This is a genomic window from Halomonas sp. SpR1, from assembly GCF_031010175.1.
GTDB lineage: Bacteria > Pseudomonadota > Gammaproteobacteria > Pseudomonadales > Halomonadaceae > Vreelandella.
In genome coordinates this window covers 1-15,503 of the sequence record NZ_JAUAMB010000025.1, presented here as the reverse complement: position 1 = coordinate 15,503, position 15,503 = coordinate 1, and the positions used below count along the sequence as shown (strand labels likewise).

General features: G+C 56.2%; 17 protein-coding genes. 12 read left to right on the top strand and 5 right to left on the bottom strand.

Annotated features, from left to right (window positions below; genetic code table 11):
- Positions 1-596 precede the first annotated feature (596 nt).
- Positions 597-2,363 (top strand): type I secretion system permease/ATPase, encoded by a 1,767-nt coding sequence (locus QT231_RS16395; protein WP_308337923.1) that lies wholly within the window; start codon positions 597-599, stop codon positions 2,361-2,363.
- Positions 2,363-3,703, top strand: a complete 1,341-nt coding sequence (locus QT231_RS16390; RefSeq protein WP_308337922.1) for an HlyD family type I secretion periplasmic adaptor subunit — start codon at positions 2,363-2,365, stop codon at positions 3,701-3,703. Before QT231_RS16395 ends, QT231_RS16390 begins: the two co-directional genes overlap by 1 nt.
- Before the next feature lie 62 nt (positions 3,704-3,765).
- On the opposite strand, the gene QT231_RS16385 is transcribed toward QT231_RS16390, so the two are convergent.
- Positions 3,766-4,701 (bottom strand): LysR family transcriptional regulator, encoded by a 936-nt coding sequence (locus QT231_RS16385; RefSeq protein WP_308337921.1) that lies wholly within the window; start codon positions 4,699-4,701, stop codon positions 3,766-3,768.
- A gap of 141 nt (positions 4,702-4,842) precedes the next feature.
- On the opposite strand from QT231_RS16385, the gene QT231_RS16380 reads away from it, so the two are divergent.
- Both QT231_RS16380 and QT231_RS16375 read left to right on the top strand, forming a co-directional pair.
- Positions 4,843-5,901 (top strand): SDR family oxidoreductase, encoded by a 1,059-nt coding sequence (locus tag QT231_RS16380; protein ID WP_308337920.1) that lies wholly within the window; start codon positions 4,843-4,845, stop codon positions 5,899-5,901.
- A 164-nt stretch (positions 5,902-6,065) separates the two neighbouring features.
- Entirely contained in the window at positions 6,066-7,010 is a 945-nt protein-coding gene (locus tag QT231_RS16375; RefSeq protein ID WP_308337919.1) for a tetratricopeptide repeat protein, read from the top strand.
- A gap of 14 nt (positions 7,011-7,024) precedes the next feature.
- Here the strand turns inward: QT231_RS16375 and QT231_RS16370 are convergent, their stop codons facing one another.
- A complete protein-coding gene (locus tag QT231_RS16370; protein WP_308337918.1) occupies positions 7,025-8,191 on the bottom strand; it encodes a PatB family C-S lyase in 1,167 nt (388 codons plus the stop codon).
- 37 nt (positions 8,192-8,228) lie between these two features.
- On the opposite strand from QT231_RS16370, the gene QT231_RS16365 reads away from it, so the two are divergent.
- The 6 genes from QT231_RS16365 to QT231_RS16340 all read left to right on the top strand — a co-directional run bounded on the left by QT231_RS16365 (position 8,229) and on the right by QT231_RS16340 (position 11,495).
- Complete coding sequence (locus QT231_RS16365) at positions 8,229-8,660, top strand: hypothetical protein (protein ID WP_308337917.1); 432 nt, start codon at positions 8,229-8,231, stop codon at positions 8,658-8,660.
- A gap of 55 nt (positions 8,661-8,715) precedes the next feature.
- Positions 8,716-9,522, top strand: a complete 807-nt coding sequence (locus tag QT231_RS16360; RefSeq protein ID WP_308337916.1) for a hypothetical protein — start codon at positions 8,716-8,718, stop codon at positions 9,520-9,522.
- 100 nt (positions 9,523-9,622) lie between these two features.
- A complete protein-coding gene (locus QT231_RS16355) occupies positions 9,623-10,030 on the top strand; it encodes a thioesterase family protein (protein WP_308337915.1) in 408 nt (135 codons plus the stop codon).
- Between the two features lie 51 nt (positions 10,031-10,081).
- Positions 10,082-10,384, top strand: coding sequence for a hypothetical protein (locus QT231_RS16350; protein ID WP_308337914.1), 303 nt, complete (start codon positions 10,082-10,084; stop codon positions 10,382-10,384).
- A gap of 12 nt (positions 10,385-10,396) precedes the next feature.
- Positions 10,397-10,918: a DUF501 domain-containing protein gene (locus QT231_RS16345; RefSeq protein WP_308337913.1), complete on the top strand. Its 522-nt coding sequence runs from the start codon at positions 10,397-10,399 to the stop codon at positions 10,916-10,918.
- A 34-nt stretch (positions 10,919-10,952) separates the two neighbouring features.
- Positions 10,953-11,495: a TIGR00730 family Rossman fold protein gene (locus QT231_RS16340; RefSeq protein ID WP_308337912.1), complete on the top strand. Its 543-nt coding sequence runs from the start codon at positions 10,953-10,955 to the stop codon at positions 11,493-11,495.
- A 20-nt stretch (positions 11,496-11,515) separates the two neighbouring features.
- Here the strand turns inward: QT231_RS16340 and QT231_RS16335 are convergent, their stop codons facing one another.
- Both QT231_RS16335 and QT231_RS16330 read right to left on the bottom strand, forming a co-directional pair.
- Complete coding sequence (locus tag QT231_RS16335; protein ID WP_308337911.1) at positions 11,516-12,028, bottom strand: hypothetical protein; 513 nt, start codon at positions 12,026-12,028, stop codon at positions 11,516-11,518.
- Positions 12,029-12,062: 34 nt separating this feature from the next.
- A complete protein-coding gene (locus QT231_RS16330; RefSeq protein ID WP_088698779.1) occupies positions 12,063-12,557 on the bottom strand; it encodes a tetratricopeptide repeat protein in 495 nt (164 codons plus the stop codon).
- Positions 12,558-12,805: 248 nt separating this feature from the next.
- Here QT231_RS16330 and QT231_RS16325 point away from each other — a divergent pair, with 248 nt between their 5' ends.
- Complete coding sequence (locus tag QT231_RS16325) at positions 12,806-13,837, top strand: NADP(H)-dependent aldo-keto reductase (protein WP_308337909.1); 1,032 nt, start codon at positions 12,806-12,808, stop codon at positions 13,835-13,837.
- 115 nt (positions 13,838-13,952) lie between these two features.
- Positions 13,953-14,732 carry a peroxide stress protein YaaA gene (yaaA, locus tag QT231_RS16320; RefSeq protein WP_308337908.1) on the top strand — a complete coding sequence of 260 codons (780 nt, stop codon included), beginning with the start codon at positions 13,953-13,955 and terminating at the stop codon, positions 14,730-14,732.
- 15 nt (positions 14,733-14,747) lie between these two features.
- Here yaaA and QT231_RS16315 read toward each other — a convergent pair whose 3' ends face one another.
- Positions 14,748-15,323, bottom strand: a complete 576-nt coding sequence (locus QT231_RS16315) for an isochorismatase family protein (RefSeq protein WP_308337907.1) — start codon at positions 15,321-15,323, stop codon at positions 14,748-14,750.
- Between the last annotated feature and the right edge of the window lie 180 nt (positions 15,324-15,503).

Sequence of the window (15,503 nt, the reverse complement as noted above, 5' to 3'; positions counted from 1 at the left end):
CGTGCGCCTGGGAGTAACCACCCAACCCTTGTTACAGCGCTTGTTACTCTGTTCTCTTCCAACACCGCTTTTCAGACAGCCTTAAACCGCTGACAAATCGGAGCGACACTTCGTGAGTCTAATCGAGCTTTTGGGGGTGGCAAGCGAAGGCGAGAAGCGCACTTTTGTATCCAATTGTTACAACAAGTCATTAAAATAATGTAAAAAAAATCAACATAATCAACACTATATCAATAAACACATAAAACTACTGAGCGTTAATCGGGGATATAGTTACAAAAAAAACAAGCGGTTTTCAGTAGAAAAATAACGCCCTCGCCTGACGGTGAATCTCGATGATTAGAAAAAACGCACACTACTTATCACCTCAAACAAAACTAAAAAATTAATAGCCTGCCTTTAAAAATAACCTGATACGCTGAATAACAAATAAATTACAAAGTGATTACAAAAGAGTGGCATTGCTTTCAAGGTAGGTAGGTAGCCAACAGGCGATGCCCCCTCTCATGGTGACCCACTTTGCTGACTGACAAAGGTGCTGTTGTTAGTCATAGCTGGGCCCGAAGAACCATCCAACAATGCTCTGGAGCTCAGCCATGTTGAATTCACGCGAGAGGACAGATCTGCAGAAAGTGCTTAGCATCTGCCGAAGCAGCTTCCTTTACGTTGGCCTATTCAGTTTGTTTATTAACTTGCTGATGCTCGTGCCGCCCCTCTACATGCTGCAGGTTTACGACCGCGTCATCACCACACGAAGCCAGGAAACACTACTGATGCTGACCCTGGTTGTGGTCTTTCTTTTTATGGTCATGGGCGGGCTAGAGTTAATGCGTTCGCGCATACTCGTAAGGATCGGTAACAAACTCGATGTCCAGATCAGTCAGCGCTTGTATTCGGCTATGTTTAAACGCTCATTGATGATGCCCGGTAAGCCCTCGGCGCAACCGCTGAATGACCTGACGACACTCCGTCAATTTCTTTCCGGCAATGGCCTGTTTGCTTTCTTCGATGCCCCTTGGGTACCGATCTATATCGGTGTGCTTGCACTGTTCCATCCCTGGTTTGGGCTCTTCGCCTTGGGGGCAGGCATCATCCTGGCGACACTTGCCATCATTAACGAAGTCACCACTAAATCGCTTCTGAACGATGCCAACAGTCAGCATGTGATGTCCCAGGATTTAGCCAACAGCAATCTGAGAAACGCAGAGGTGCTGCACGCCATGGGGATGCTACCCGGCATCATGGGGCGGTGGTGCGCTCGCCATCGCGAATACCTGGTTCTGCAATCCAAAGCCAGCGACAGAGCCGGGCTGATCACCAACACCTCCAAAGTGCTAAGGCTGATGTTCCAGTCGTTGATTCTTGGCTTAGGGGCTTATCTGGTACTTGGGGGCGACTTGACGCCCGGTATGATGATTGCCGGTTCCATTCTGATGGGGCGGGCGCTGGCGCCTATCGATCAAATGATTAACGGCTGGAAGGGGTTTTCTGGCGCTCGTACCGCCAAGGCGCGCCTCGGGGAGCTACTGGCGGCGATTCCGGCTGAAGAGCCGCGCATGCCACTTCCCAAACCTAAGGGGCGTCTCGCGCTTGATGGCGTCACGGCAGCGCCGCCTGGACAGAAGCTGGCCACCCTGCGCGATATCAACCTAACCATCGCCAAGGGCGAGCACATCGCCATCGTGGGGCCCAGCGCCTCCGGCAAGTCGACGCTCGCGCGTGTGGCGCTGGGTATTTGGCCGAGTCAGTTCGGCTGTGTTCGCCTAGATGGCGCCGATATCACCCAGTGGAACCGCATGGCGCTGGGGCCCCACATCGGCTACCTGCCCCAGGATATTGAACTCTTTGATGGCACGATCTCGGAGAATATTGCTCGCTTTGACGAAGTCGACCCTCAAGCAGTGGTACTGGCAGCGCAGAGAGCCGGTGTGCATGACATGATTCTCGAACAGCCGAACGGCTATGACACTTGGCTCTCCCATGGCGGTAATGCCCTCTCCGCAGGCCAGCGCCAGCGTATCGGCTTGGCCCGGGCGCTGTATGGCCAACCCGTACTGATAGTTCTGGACGAGCCCGATGCCAATCTGGACGATGCGGGTGAGCACTCCCTTGCTCACTGTCTCGTTCGGCTACGCCAGGAAGGCACCACGGCACTGATCATTACTCACCGTTCGCTCCTGCTGAGAAATGTTGATCGGGTATTAGTGTTGAAAGAGGGCCAAATCGCCTCGCTCAAGCCACCCACCAGAATAGCGCCAGTTACTCGCATGACCGCAGATGGAGGTCGCCCCGCACCACCTCAGCGCGTGGCGTCGCTAAAACCCAGTGCACGCGGTCGCCATGGCGGCGAGGAGGCTCAGTAATGAACATGCAAAATTCACAAGGCAACAATACCGCAGCTGAAAAGCCCGATGCACTGCCGGTTGAGGATACACGCTACCGCCGGCTGGGCATCGCCATCCTAATTATCGCCCTAGGAGGCTTTGGCAGTTGGTCGGTGTTCGCTAACCTTGCGGTCTCCGTTGTGGCGCCAGGATCCGTATCAGTAGAGAGCTTCACCAAGACTGTGCAGCACTTGGAAGGCGGTATTGTCAAAAGCATCGAGGTTGAAGATGGTGATCATGTTGAAACGGGCGATATCCTGATGGTGTTGGACGATACCCAGGTACGCTCACAACTGCGGGTCACCCGCTCTGACTATCTCATCAGCCGAGCGACCGAAATCCGACTACTGGCTGAGCTGAGCGACGCCGAAACGCTCAACTTTCCCGAGGAGCTGACCACCTCGGACTATCCCCGTGTGAGGGAGGTGCTTGAAGTACAGCGCCGTTTATTCGATTCCCGGCGGGAGTCGCTCACAAGCACGCTTGCTTCTCTTGATGAGCAGATGGTGCAAATGAATGAGCAGATTGAAGGATTGATCAATACCCAGGCCATCAATCAGCGCCGTATCAGCTCGCTTGAGGGCGACGTCGCCAACCATCGGAAACTGTTTCAAAACGGCATGATCAGCAGTCAGCGGATGCACGAACTGGAGCGCGAGAGCCTCGAATACCAAAGCGTCAATGCCCAGCACGCCTCAGAAGTCGCCCGCCTGCATTCGCAAATCAGTGAAAATGCGCTGCAAAAACAGGTTCGCCTGCAGGAGTTTCAGCAGCAGGTAGGCGAAGCCCTACGCCAGACCCAAGCCGAAGTGGCCGACGCCGAAGAGCGCCTCACCGCACTGTTGGATAAAGTGAACCGCACTGAGGTGCTGGCACCGGTGTCGGGAACGGTGGTGGGGTTAAAAGTGCATACCCTGGGCGGCGTTATCCGTTCCGGTGATCCGCTGCTCGATATTGTGCCAACCGATGTTGGCTTCATTGTGGAAGCCAAGGTGCCGGACCATGATATTGACCACCTTTATATGGGCCAGCCTGCCGAGATACGTTTCAGCGCTTTCAACCAGCGTCTTTCAAATGTCATCGACGGCGAGGTTATCCACGTCAGTGCCAACAGTTTCGAGGATGAAGCGACCCGGGCCCGCTATTATAAGGTGCGCCTGCGCGTCACCACTGTGGGGCAAGAAAACATGACCGAAACCATGAAATTGCTCGCTGGTATGCCAGCAGAAGTGATGCTGCGTACAGGCGAAAGAAGTTTTTCAAGCTACTTGGCCAAACCCATCAACGACATGTTGGCCCGAGCCATGCGTGAAGATTGACGGTTGTTGCATGTTCGGTTGCAGGTTAAATATTCTCAGACATCTTTTCTGTGTTATCGGCGCTAATCCTGCTGTTCACGCCAGCGATCCCAGTGTGGTGTAGGCCCAACCATCTCAAACAGATGATCTAGAAATGCACTCACCTTGTTTGTGTGTAGGCGACGCTGAGCAAAGAGCACGTGGATATCGCGCCTGCCCGGCATAACTTCGCACTCCCACGCTTCGAGTATCGGCACCAGTGCGCCGGTTGCCAATTCGTCAGCGATCAGCCAGGTGGGAAACATCACCAGCCCCTGCCCCATTAATGCTGCGCGCACCAAACTCTCGGCATCGTTGCTGTAGAGGGTGCCGTCGACTTTATAAGTGCAGGCTTGTGACTGATCAGCAGTATTGAAATACCAGCGCTGGCGGCCCATTTCGCCCTGGTAGAGCAGGCAGTCATGTTGGCTCAGGTCATCCGGGCAGGTGGGCGTACCACAACGTTGCAAATAGTCGGGCGCCGCGGCGACCACATAATTCATTGGCGCTAGGCGGCGCGCCACCAAAGTGGAATCCGCCAATGCCCCGACGCGAAAGGTGATATCGATGCCCTCGCGCACTGGGTCGGTCAATTGATCGGTCAGCATCAGCTCGGCTTTGATCGCCGGGTAGCGGCGCTGAAAATGATACAGAATCGGCACGATCTGCCGCTGACCGAAGGCCACTGGGGCGTTAACGCGCAGCACGCCGCTAGGCTGTGTATTGGGTGCCATCAGTGCTTCATTCGCCAGATCGAGCCGCTCCAGTATCTCGCGAACTTCCTGGTAGTAGCGCCAGCCCGCTTCGGTCAGCGTCACGGCGCGAGTATGCCGATAGAACAGCTGCTGTCCTAACGCCTCTTCTAAAGCGGCGATCTGACGCGAGACCGACGATACCGCGCGATGAAAATGACGCGCGGTGGCGGTAAAACTTCCTGTCGCGGCGACGCGCTCAAAGGTTCGTAGCGCATTGAGATCCATTGAGTTGCTCCTGTCGCAATAAAGATTTGCGATTTTTCCAATTGTAGCAATGATCCTCAGCGACCAGACTGCTTTTCATCGGGCACGAGCACCATGTTCGTCGTCCGTTCCGAATCTCTTGTCTGCATTAAGGAGCTAACGATGCGCAAAGGCACAGCACTTGTAGTAGGCGCTACCGGCATTACCGGCGGCAATCTGGCCAGCTATCTCACCGCTAGCGGATGGACCGTTTATGGTTTATCGCGTCGCCCCTCTCAACAAGAGGGCGTCATTCCCGTCGCCGCCGACCTGCTCGATCGCGAAGCGACGGCTAAGGCGCTTGCGGGCTTACCCATTACTCACGTTTTCTACTGCACCTGGGTGCGCCGCGACAATGAGAAAGCCAATGTCGAAGCCAACGGAGCGATGATGCAGAGCCTGCTCGATGCCTTACAGGACGCAAGCGTGGCGCATGTCTCGCTGGTCACCGGCACCAAGCAGTACCTGGGCGCCTTCGAGAACTACGGTAGTGGCAAGACCGAGACGCCGTTTCGCGAATCAGCGCCACGCGTACCCGGCGAGAACTTCTACTACACCCTCGAAGACATCATGTTCGCAGCGGCGGAGCGGGACGGCTTTAGCTGGAACGTGCACCGCCCGCACACCGTGATTGGCTATGCCCGCGGTAATGCCATGAACATGGGCGTGACGCTGGCGGTTTACGCCTCTATCTGCAAGGCCACGGGTAAACCGTTCACCTTCCCAGGCTCACAGGTGCAGTGGAATGCCTTGACTGACCTAACCGATTCGCTGGTGTTAGCACGGCAGATGGAGTGGGCGGCGTCAACGCCCGGTGCCCATAATGAAGCCTTCAACACGGTCAATGGCGATGTGTTCCGCTGGCGTCGACTGTGGCGTGAAATAGGTGAGTTCTTTGAGCTTGAGGTGCCAGATCGCCCGGAAACGCCGCAGCCGCTTGAAATGCAAATGGCCGACATTGCGCCAACCTGGGCTGAGATTGCCGAGCAGCACGACCTGGTTGAACCTGACGTTTCCAAGCTAGCTTCCTGGTGGCACACCGATGCCGACCTGGGGCGAGAACTTGAGTGCGTTAACGACGTCACCAAATCCCGCGATTTCGGCTTTGATCACTTCCGCGAAACCCGCGCGGCGTTTTTCGACTTATTCGCTCGCCTTCGCGCAGAACGCATCATTCCTTAAGCAATACCCAAAACAATACCAACAACATTGCCAGAAAAAATGGTTCGACCAGGGCGCCTATGATCGCGCCCTGGGTTTTATTTCCCCCTCTTTCCTTGAATCCTCCCGGGCATGCCTGCATATCATGGGGAACTATTGTTCATTTTTTGATGCCGAGTCTACCCATGCAGATTATTGATCCCCGCTCAGGTAAACCGCTGACTGCGGATACCGGAAATGCCGACGCTTCCACGCCTGACGCCAACCAGGCAGCGGTGCGCCCTGAAGACGTTATTATCGAGCTTAATGCAGGCAATATTCAGCAGGTGCTGGAAGCCTCCATGAAGGTGCCCGTGCTATTGGGCTGCTACTCACCTTCTCATCCTGGCAGCAGTACCCTGCTTGCAATACTGGAAAAGCTGGTTGTTGAGTACGCGGGCGCCTTCCTGCTCGGCAAGCTCGATATCGAGGCGAACCCTGAAATCGGGGGCCAATTGGGCGTACAGTCGGTGCCTGATGTGAAGCTGATTAGCCAAGGCGGTTTAGTTGATGGCTTCCAGGGCGCTTTGCCGGAGAAAGAAGTACGCGAGTGGCTGAACCGCTACTTCCCTGCCCCAGGTGAGGCACCGCCCACCCCAGAAGAGCAGGCGGAAGAGGCGCTGAAAGCAGGCGATACCGCTGGCGCCCGCGAGATTTACCAAACCTTAATGGAGCAATACCCCGAACACTACGCCTATCAAGTAGCGTTCGCCCGGGTATTGTTGGCAGAAGGGCAAGGCAATGAGGCCCGCGATGTGCTGGATAACCTGCCGCCGGAAGAGCGCGATGCGGCGCCTGCACGGGGCGTACGTGCCAGCATCGAGTTTAGCGAGCAGGCACTCTCAGCCGAAGAGATTGCCGCCCTGGGCGATCGCACCGATAGCGAAGCGCAGTACCAGCGCGCCCTGCGCCAAGTGGCTGACGGTCATTACGATGAAGGGCTCGAAGCGCTGCTGGCGCTAATGAAACATGATCGCGCTTATAACGATGACGCGGCACGTAAAACGCTGCTGCAGGTGTTCGACGCCCTGGGCGCCGACCACCCGCTAACTGTTGCCTACCGCCGCAAGCTCTTTGCAATGCTTTACTAAGCACCTGAAGGCTTTCAATCCCGCTTTAGCAGTGAATCCATACGTGACAGCGCCGCTTCCAGTTGGGAGGCGGTGGTGCCAAAGTTAAGCCGCACAAAACCGGGGCAGCCAAAGGCCGCCCCGTCCGAAAGCGCCACCCCGACCTCTTTCAGCAGCGTCTTATGCGGCGCATCGCCTAGACCTGCCTTACGCATATCCAGCCACGCTAGATAGGTAGAATCCGGCGCACTCCAACTAACGCCCGGCCAAGTCGCTACGCGCGCCTGAAGTGTTGCACGATGTTCACGCAACACACTTAACAGTTCCTGCCGCCACGGTTCGCCATGGCGATAAGCCGCCTCTGCGGCGACCAAGCCAAGTACATTGCCATCAGGCAGCAATCCTTTGGTCGCTGCGGCAAAACGCTCACGCAGTGCGGGGTCGGGAATCACCGCACAGGCGCTGGTTAATCCCGCCAGGTTAAAGGTTTTCGACGGTGCCCATAGGGTAATGGTGCGCTTCGCTAATTCCGGAAATGCCGCGGCTAACGGGCGGTGCTGGGCGCCTTCGTCTAATAGCAGGTCGCAGTGCAGCTCATCGGAGACCACCCAAAGATCGTGGCGCTCGACCAGCTCAGCCAGCGCGGCAAGCTCCTCATGGCGCCATACACGCCCCGTAGGGTTGTGGGGCTGGCACCACAGCAGCAAGCGCGTACGCGGCGTAATAGCGGCCTCCAGGGCGGCAATATCGAGCTGCCAAGGCGCATTCGGTGTTGAAGGCGCTGCCAACATCGCCTGCTGGGGCAGTCGCCCGGTGCGCTTGGCAACTTCTAAAAATGGCGGGTAGATCGGCGCCACCGTTAATACGCCGTCGCCTGGTTCGGTCAGTGCTAACGCGGCCAGGTGCAAAGCTGGCACGACGCCTGGTAGCCACTGCTGCCACGCCGGCTGAATGGGCCAGTCGTAGTGGCGGGCGCTCCACTGACACAGGGTTTCTGTTAACGTAGCGGGCACTTCGCCATAGCCATATACACCGTGAGCTACCCTAGCCTGCAGCGCATCAATCACCGCGGGCGGGGAGCGAAAATCCATATCGGCGACCCAAAGGGGTAACACATCGTCGCCGTAACGGTGCCATTTTTGCGAAGCCCAGCCACCTTCTGGGTGGCGTCGCTCCACAGGCGTGGCAAAATCATAGGCCATGACAAATCTCACTCATTGAATAGGGGTTGTGCCAAGCATGCCGCAAGATGACTTTTATACCAAGATGCGCGCTGGACTATCGGCGCTACTGCGGCAATGGCGCTCGCTAGGTCAAGCGGATACAGACCAGCTAGCGCTTATTTTGGCTGAGACAGCTCGAGTGGCGAAACTAGGCACACCCGACGCCACGCCCAGCGGTGCCACCCTGGAACAGTGGAGCCACGATGAGCTTGGCGAGATGCCGCTCTGGGCCCCGCGCACTGCGGTTTTTCTGCTCAACCAAATGCCCGCTCGCCCTACCCCCGATAGCGACGCCGAAGCCTGCGCCTGGGCGTACTGCTGGCTGCGTAACCGCTCGTTTGATTCACTGCAAGCGGCGCAGGAGGGGCTCCCCGCGCACTTGCAAGCGCCTCTACAAGACGCGCTTGAAGCCGCCTGGCGCGACCAGCAAGGCCTGCGTTTGGTTTAATTAATGAGCTCGCAGGCTGACAGCCCCCAAACAATAACAGTAAGGAAAACGCCGCATGATTGAAGTCCCTCTCACTTGGCAGCTTGCGAAATTAGGGCTTTCGATCAGCATGGTGCTGGGGCTAGGCGCGATTGCGGTGCGCGCTAGCCCGCGCATGGCGGGCCTGCTAGCGGGCTACCCATTAGGCACGGCGTTGGCGCTATTTTTTATCGGCTTGGAAATTTCCCCTCAGTTTGCGACCCAAAGTGCGGTGCATACTCTGGCGGGGTTTACGGCCACAATGGCGCTAGGAGCCGGTTATTGGGTGGCTGGACGACAGCCTGGCGTTAAAGGTGTTATTGGCGGCGTGGCGGGCGGTTTGGTTGCTTGGCTCGCCGTTAGCACACTACTCGCTCAGTTTAACTTCACGCGCCTGAGCGGCACGCTGGTGACACTGTGCGCCATTGCTCTGTTCAGCGGCTTATTTCGCAACATTGCTGATGTCAGGATACCCGCCAGCAGAACATTTTCATTACCCGCGCTTGCCGCCCGCGCAGCACTTGCCACCGTAATTATATTTACCATTACCAGCCTTGCCCACTGGCTTCCGCCCGCCTGGGCGGGAACGTTGGCAGCCTTTCCCGTCACGATGCTGCCTTTTTTGCTGATCCTACACCTGAATCATGGGGCAGCGCCGGTGGCGACGGTTATTAAACACTACCCGATGGGACTTGGCTCGCTACTGAGTTACACGCTATGTGTTTCCTATACTTACAGCACCTTGGGGTTGCTATGGGGCACATTAGCAGGCTTCGCAGCGGCCACGCTATGGCTACTGGCGTGGATGCAACTCACCGCGTGGTATCAACGCCGCACCGCTTGACCAAGATTTCTTGACCAAGCGCTTGCTTGGGTTAATCCTGAACGTTGCCGTTGCGGCTATCCGTACTAACTACCTGCTTTCTTAATAACAAGGACATGCCATGTTTACCCGTACCATTGAGCCCGCCTTTTACGATACCGATGCCTTAGGGCACATTAACAACACCCGCCTGCCAGCGTGGTTTGAGCTTGCCCGCAATGACTTGTTCAAACTCTTTACTCCTGACTTAAACCCTAAGCAGTGGCGCTTGATTATGGCGCGCATGGAGGTCGACTACCGGGCTGAACTGTTTTACGGTCACGACATCGAAATACGTACTTACTTAACGCGGTTAGGCACTAGCTCGTTTACGGTGACCCAAGAGGCACGTCAGCACGGCAAGCTCACTAATCTAGGACACACTGTTATGGTGCAGTATGACCACCAGGCCAAGTGCGCTATGCCCATTGAGGGTGACTTACGCGAGGCACTAACGTCGCATCTGCAGGATGCGCCTGCTGAGTGCTAAGCCTGCCTGATTGACGCTGCCCCGCGACGGCGGGGCAATAGGAGCCTTATAATGGCCATCCGCTACAACCTCTGGATAGACCCTGACAACATCGCCCAGCATCGTGCCGTAGAAGCCGATCTGGAAAACTATTTTGTCGAGCGCTTTGCTGACTATCCGCATATCCGCTTGTTTGGTGCCGATCCCTACGATTATGATGCCCCCTTCAACCGCCTTTATGACGTGCTAATGGCGCGAGCCGCTGAATACTGTGAGCGGACGTGGTGCTATGTCGCGTCCCCTGAACAGCTGAATCGCTGCTTTTTCCGAGCCGTTGGCCGCTCGACTAAATTTGTTCAAGATGACCGTTCGTGAGAGACCAATCCAATGGTGATTCGCACCAACCAAGCGCCTGACGAACGTCAGCTCGCCATTATCGCCCAGCAGCTTGGCCGCGCCCCGCGTGGTATTGAAGCGGTAGCCGCTACTGACGGAGAAGGCACACCGCTGGTACTGCGCATGGCACCGATTGTTGATGGCAAACCCTTCCCCACCCTGTATTGGCTCTGTTCCGATGTGCTTAAAGTTGAAATTTCCCGCATCGAAGCCGTTGGGGTGATCAAAGCACTCGAGCAGCGCCTCCAGGAAGAGCCCGAATTTCTTGAGGCTTACCAACAAAGCCACCGTGACTATGTAACCGCCCGCTGGGACGCTATGAGCGATGCTCAGCGTGCAGAAGTCGCTAAGTTGGGTTATACCCAGGTGATGACCGAGCGCGGCATTGGCGGGATCAGTAACTGGCACCAAATACGCTGCCTGCACACTCAGTACGCCCACCACCTTTGCGGCAACAATGTGATTGGCCAGTGGATGGATCAGCATCATCAGGTAGATCGCTGCGTGCCCTAATCGCCTTTTTATACAGTGATAAGGAATTAATCGAATGGCTCGAATTTGCGTTTATCTGGGCTCCCGTGAAGGTAGCAGCCCTGCCTTCCGTCAGGCGACCAATAAACTGGGGCGCACGCTTGCGGAGCGCGGCCACACCCTGGTGTATGGTGGGGCGCGTGTTGGCCTGATGGGCGAGCTGGCTAACGCAGCACTTGAAGCCGGTGGTGAAGTCATTGGTGTTATGCCCGACCACCTGGTGGAGCGTGAACAGGCCCACTTTGGCTTAAGCGAGCTGATTCGGGTGCGCAACATGCACGAACGCAAAGCCACTATGGCGGCCAACGCCGACGCTTTTATTGCCTTACCCGGCGGGATCGGCACTTTGGAAGAGCTGTTTGAAATATGGACGTGGGGCTATCTGGGCCTGCATGAAAAACCGATGGGGTTGCTGAACATTGACGAGTTCTATTCGCCGCTACTGACTTTTTTAGATAGCACGGTTAGTCATGGCTTTTTGGCGTCTCCCACGCGCGAGATGCTGCTAGACGCACCGTCACCCCATGAGTTGCTTGAGGCGCTGGAAGCCCAGCTATAAAACTGATGAGGAGAGAGTTATTAGCGTCCCGGGTGCTCGGTGAGCTTGCGGGTATGCTGATAGGTAAGCTGCAGTAAGCGGGCATCTTCACCTGCCCGGTGGCGGTGAATACCCTGTTCGGCGATCAATGCTTCTTTGGTGTCGCTCCACACAGCCTGCTGCTCTTCGCTAAGCAGAATTCTTAGCGCCTCAAGGCGAAAACGCGGCAGCATGCCCGCGTGATGGAAGAGCAGCGATAGCCAGGTGTTATCGTATCCCCAGCTATCGCTGTACGCCTTACCCAGCTCGCGCAGTTCATCGTTCAGCCAGTGGGCGACTTGGCGTACCGGGTAGCCCTCTTGAACAAGGCGCTTACGAGTGATGCCGTGCAGCAATTCGGCTTTAGGATCCCAGTGCGTCCACTCCTCCAGCGGTTGAATGAGAAAAGCGCAGCAGCTTCCATCGGCACGGGCGATGCCTACTTCAATGGGGTAACTGCCACGCCCAAATCCGGACGCTTCAATATCTAGCACTGTGGGTAGCGTCTCGGACACAACCTTCCTCACTCAATCAGAACGCGGTAACGCTTCATGCGGCGGCCACGTTATCTAGTGTCGGCTGTTCCGCCTGTCGCTGCCAGTAAGCCGCTCTCTCGCCATCCACCGCCAAGCCTAACTCGCCCAGGCGATAAGCACGGGCAAGCCGCTCCGCCGCTAGATAGTGCCCCGACTGGGCGGCACGGGCATACCATGTCACCGCGTAGTCTTCGCGTCGCGGGTACTGAGCACAGCCATGCTCGTGGATTTGCGCCACCTGGTATTGTGACTTCACATCCCCGGCGTGCGCCGCTTCCAGGACGTAACGCGCGCCGCGCGCCTTGTCTTGAGGCGTCTGGCTGCGATGAAACAACATATGGCCATAAACGGAGAGCGCATCAGGGTGACCCGCTTCCGCACAGCGCTTAAACAAGCGCATCGTTAAACGCTGGGTGCGCGGTGAACGCGGCAACAACCAGTGATTATGAAACAGCCGTTCAGCTAGACGAAACTCTAGCCGAGTAAACAACGTTGATGCCTGCAGCATGGCAAACCACCCTGCCTATCTGTTGGAACCTTGGGCCAGCGTTACACTAATAATAGTCGCCAACCACACGAGAAACCGGCCTTTAGCCGGTCGATGGGCTGGCAAGCATACGCCTGCCTTTGCGACGACTCAACCCCATTAATTTGCTGCGTGCAAAGAGCCTCGCTAACATGCCATTCAGACGCCGTTTACCAGCCTGGTAATGGTAGCTTATCTTATGGCAATTCCGCCTTAGTAAGGAGATGAACATGCAAACGCGCCCACTTGGCAGAACCGGCCTGGAGGTGAGTCGACTCTGCTTAGGCACGATGACGTTTGGCGAGCAAAATAGCGAAGCTGAAGCCCACGAGCAGCTCGATCGAGCCGTGGCGTTTGGCATCAATTTCATCGACACAGCAGAAATGTACCCCGTTCCCCCCATGGCCAAGACCCAGGGCCTCACGGAGCGCTATATCGGTAGTTGGCTAAAGCAGCGTGGTGCCCGGGACGACCTGATCATAGCCACCAAGGCAGCTGGGCCAGGGCTTGAACACATCCGGGGCGGGCCGCGCCTTACCCGTGAGCATATTCATCAGGCCATCGACACTAGCCTTGAGCGCTTGAATACCGATTACGTTGACCTTTACCAACTGCACTGGCCAGATCGGCAAACCAACTTCTTTGGCAAGCTGGGCTACGTGCATAGCGAAGACGAAGACGCGACACCGTTAGAAGAAACCCTCGCCGCGCTGAAAGAACTGGTTGATGCCGGTAAGGTGCGGGCTATAGGGCTGTCGAATGACACACCCTGGGGCGTAATGCGTTCGCTGCAGCTAGCCGACAAGCTGGATTTACCCCGCGTGGCGTCTATCCAAAACCCCTACAACCTTCTTAACCGCTCTTTCGAGGTCGGTTTAGCTGAAATTGCCCACCGTGAAGACGTCGGTCTACTTGCTTATTCACCGTTAGGGTTTGGGGTACTCTCAGGCAAATATCTGAATGGTGCGCAGCCACCTAAGGGGCGTTTGACACTCTATGAGCGCTTCAAGCGTTACACCTCGCCCGAAGCCGAAGCAGCCACACAGGCTTACGTTGCGCTTGCTGAGAAGCACGAGTTAGATCCCGCGCAAATGGCGCTGGCATTTGTTAACTCTCGCAGCTTCTTAACCAGCAATATCATTGGTGCAACCACAATGGAGCAGTTGGAAAGTAATCTTGCCAGCGAGAGCCTCAAGCTGGATGACGAGGTGCTAGAGGCAATCGAAGATATTCACCGCCGCATGCCGAATCCCTGTCCGTAAAAAGACAGCTGACGCTCCTCAGGCTATCACCACTATAGCCTCGGCCTACGCCGAGGCTTGGTATACTGCGTCCATATCAAGCTTTTATTTACCAGGGCACGACCAGGAGCATGCGATGCTGAGCATTATCTCTCCCGCCAAAACGCTGGATTTTGAAACCCCATCTACCACAGAGCAGGTAACACAACCCGACTTTCTGAAACAGAGCCAAGCGCTTATCACTATTTTGCGCGACTACTCGCCGCAGCAAATCAGCGAACTCATGGGTATCAGCGACAAATTGGCCGGACTGAATGCGGCGCGTTTTGAGGAGTGGCGCCCACCCTTCACAATGAGCAATGCCAAACCCGCCGCGCAGGCTTTTCAGGGCGACGTCTATGCCGGCCTGCAAGCGGAAAATTTCAGCGCGGCAGAGAACAGTTACGCACAATCGCATCTGCGCATACTGTCCGGCTTATACGGCCTGCTACGGCCTCTGGACTTAATTCAGCCGTATCGACTGGAGATGGGCACCAAGCTGCCTAACAGCGCCGGTAAGGATCTGTATGCCTACTGGAAGCCCATTCTGGCACCGGCACTCAATGAGGCCATTGCTGAAAGCGGCTCTAACGTGCTGGTTAATCTCGCTTCGAATGAGTACTTCAAAGCGGTAGACACCCAGCAGCTTAATGCACGGATCATTACGCCGGTGTTTAAAGATGAGAAAAACGGCACCTTTAAAATCATCAGCTTCTACGCCAAAAAGGCCCGCGGGCTGATGAGCGCCTGGCTAATTCAGCAGCAGGTTAACGATCCAGATCAACTTAAGGCTTTCGATGTGGCCGGCTATCGCTTCGATGCCTCAGCATCCCAGGGCGATACCTTCGTTTTCACTCGCAAGGAGAGTGATCGCTAGAGCGAGGCGAACAGCCTAGAAGAAACGTACGGGGCGAGCCGAACGTGGCTTTAAAAACCGCTGGTGCGCCTCTTTAAACAGCGCTGTGTCGCACCGGTGTAGCCACTCATAAGCCACCATGTCTGCCGTCACCGCCACAGCACCGCTTGCGCAGGCGCGCTCACGGGCAAGCGTTGCCTCTTGGGGGCGGCGGCTGGCAGAGGCGTCACACAGCCAGTACAGCTCATAGCCTGCCTCTAATAGCCCTAATCCCGTTTGTAGCACGCAGATATGCGCTTCTGTTCCACACAGCACAATCTGAGTTTTCCCCGTTGCGTTTAGTGCTTCACGAAATTTAGCTTCCGCCATGGCGCCAAAGTGCTGTTTTTGCCAGAGCTGATAGTCATTCAAGCAGGCGATCAGTGGTGCCGAGGTTCCCCCCAGCTTTTCTGGAGACTGCTCGGTTAACCATACCGGCACCTCTAGCAAGCACGCCATTTCACCTAGCCAGGCGGCTTCTCCAGCAGCTTCTTGTCCGCCTTCGATCACAGGCAGTAGCCCGGCCTGAAAATCGACCATTAATAACAGGCTTTTATCCCGGTGTAGCTGCATGCTGCCTCCTCAATTTTTATCGTTATTTGGGCTAACCATAATAGGTACGACACAATCGAGTAGGAAGGGGAGTCGCCTCCCCTGTCCTCTCACACCACCGGGCATACGGTTCCGTACCACGGCGGTTCATGAAGAACGCTTGAGCCATCTTACCGCGTCCAGTATCGAGATCAGTCCCTG

Bases quoted from the DNA above. Each gene is read 5' to 3' on its own strand.
- QT231_RS16395 (WP_308337923.1), top strand. From the start codon at position 597: ATGTTGAATTCACGCGAGAGGACAGATCTGCAGAAAGTGCTTAGCATC.
- QT231_RS16390 (WP_308337922.1), top strand. From the start codon at position 2,363: ATGAACATGCAAAATTCACAAGGCAACAATACCGCAGCTGAAAAGCCC.
- QT231_RS16385 (WP_308337921.1), bottom strand. From the start codon at position 4,701: ATGGATCTCAATGCGCTACGAACCTTTGAGCGCGTCGCCGCGACAGGA.
- QT231_RS16380 (WP_308337920.1), top strand. From the start codon at position 4,843: ATGCGCAAAGGCACAGCACTTGTAGTAGGCGCTACCGGCATTACCGGC.
- QT231_RS16375 (WP_308337919.1), top strand. From the start codon at position 6,066: ATGCAGATTATTGATCCCCGCTCAGGTAAACCGCTGACTGCGGATACC.
- QT231_RS16370 (WP_308337918.1), bottom strand. From the start codon at position 8,191: ATGGCCTATGATTTTGCCACGCCTGTGGAGCGACGCCACCCAGAAGGT.
- QT231_RS16365 (WP_308337917.1), top strand. From the start codon at position 8,229: ATGCCGCAAGATGACTTTTATACCAAGATGCGCGCTGGACTATCGGCG.
- QT231_RS16360 (WP_308337916.1), top strand. From the start codon at position 8,716: ATGATTGAAGTCCCTCTCACTTGGCAGCTTGCGAAATTAGGGCTTTCG.
- QT231_RS16355 (WP_308337915.1), top strand. From the start codon at position 9,623: ATGTTTACCCGTACCATTGAGCCCGCCTTTTACGATACCGATGCCTTA.
- QT231_RS16350 (WP_308337914.1), top strand. From the start codon at position 10,082: ATGGCCATCCGCTACAACCTCTGGATAGACCCTGACAACATCGCCCAG.
- QT231_RS16345 (WP_308337913.1), top strand. From the start codon at position 10,397: ATGGTGATTCGCACCAACCAAGCGCCTGACGAACGTCAGCTCGCCATT.
- QT231_RS16340 (WP_308337912.1), top strand. From the start codon at position 10,953: ATGGCTCGAATTTGCGTTTATCTGGGCTCCCGTGAAGGTAGCAGCCCT.
- QT231_RS16330 (WP_088698779.1), bottom strand. From the start codon at position 12,557: ATGCTGCAGGCATCAACGTTGTTTACTCGGCTAGAGTTTCGTCTAGCT.
- QT231_RS16325 (WP_308337909.1), top strand. From the start codon at position 12,806: ATGCAAACGCGCCCACTTGGCAGAACCGGCCTGGAGGTGAGTCGACTC.
- yaaA (WP_308337908.1), top strand. From the start codon at position 13,953: ATGCTGAGCATTATCTCTCCCGCCAAAACGCTGGATTTTGAAACCCCA.
- QT231_RS16315 (WP_308337907.1), bottom strand. From the start codon at position 15,323: ATGCAGCTACACCGGGATAAAAGCCTGTTATTAATGGTCGATTTTCAG.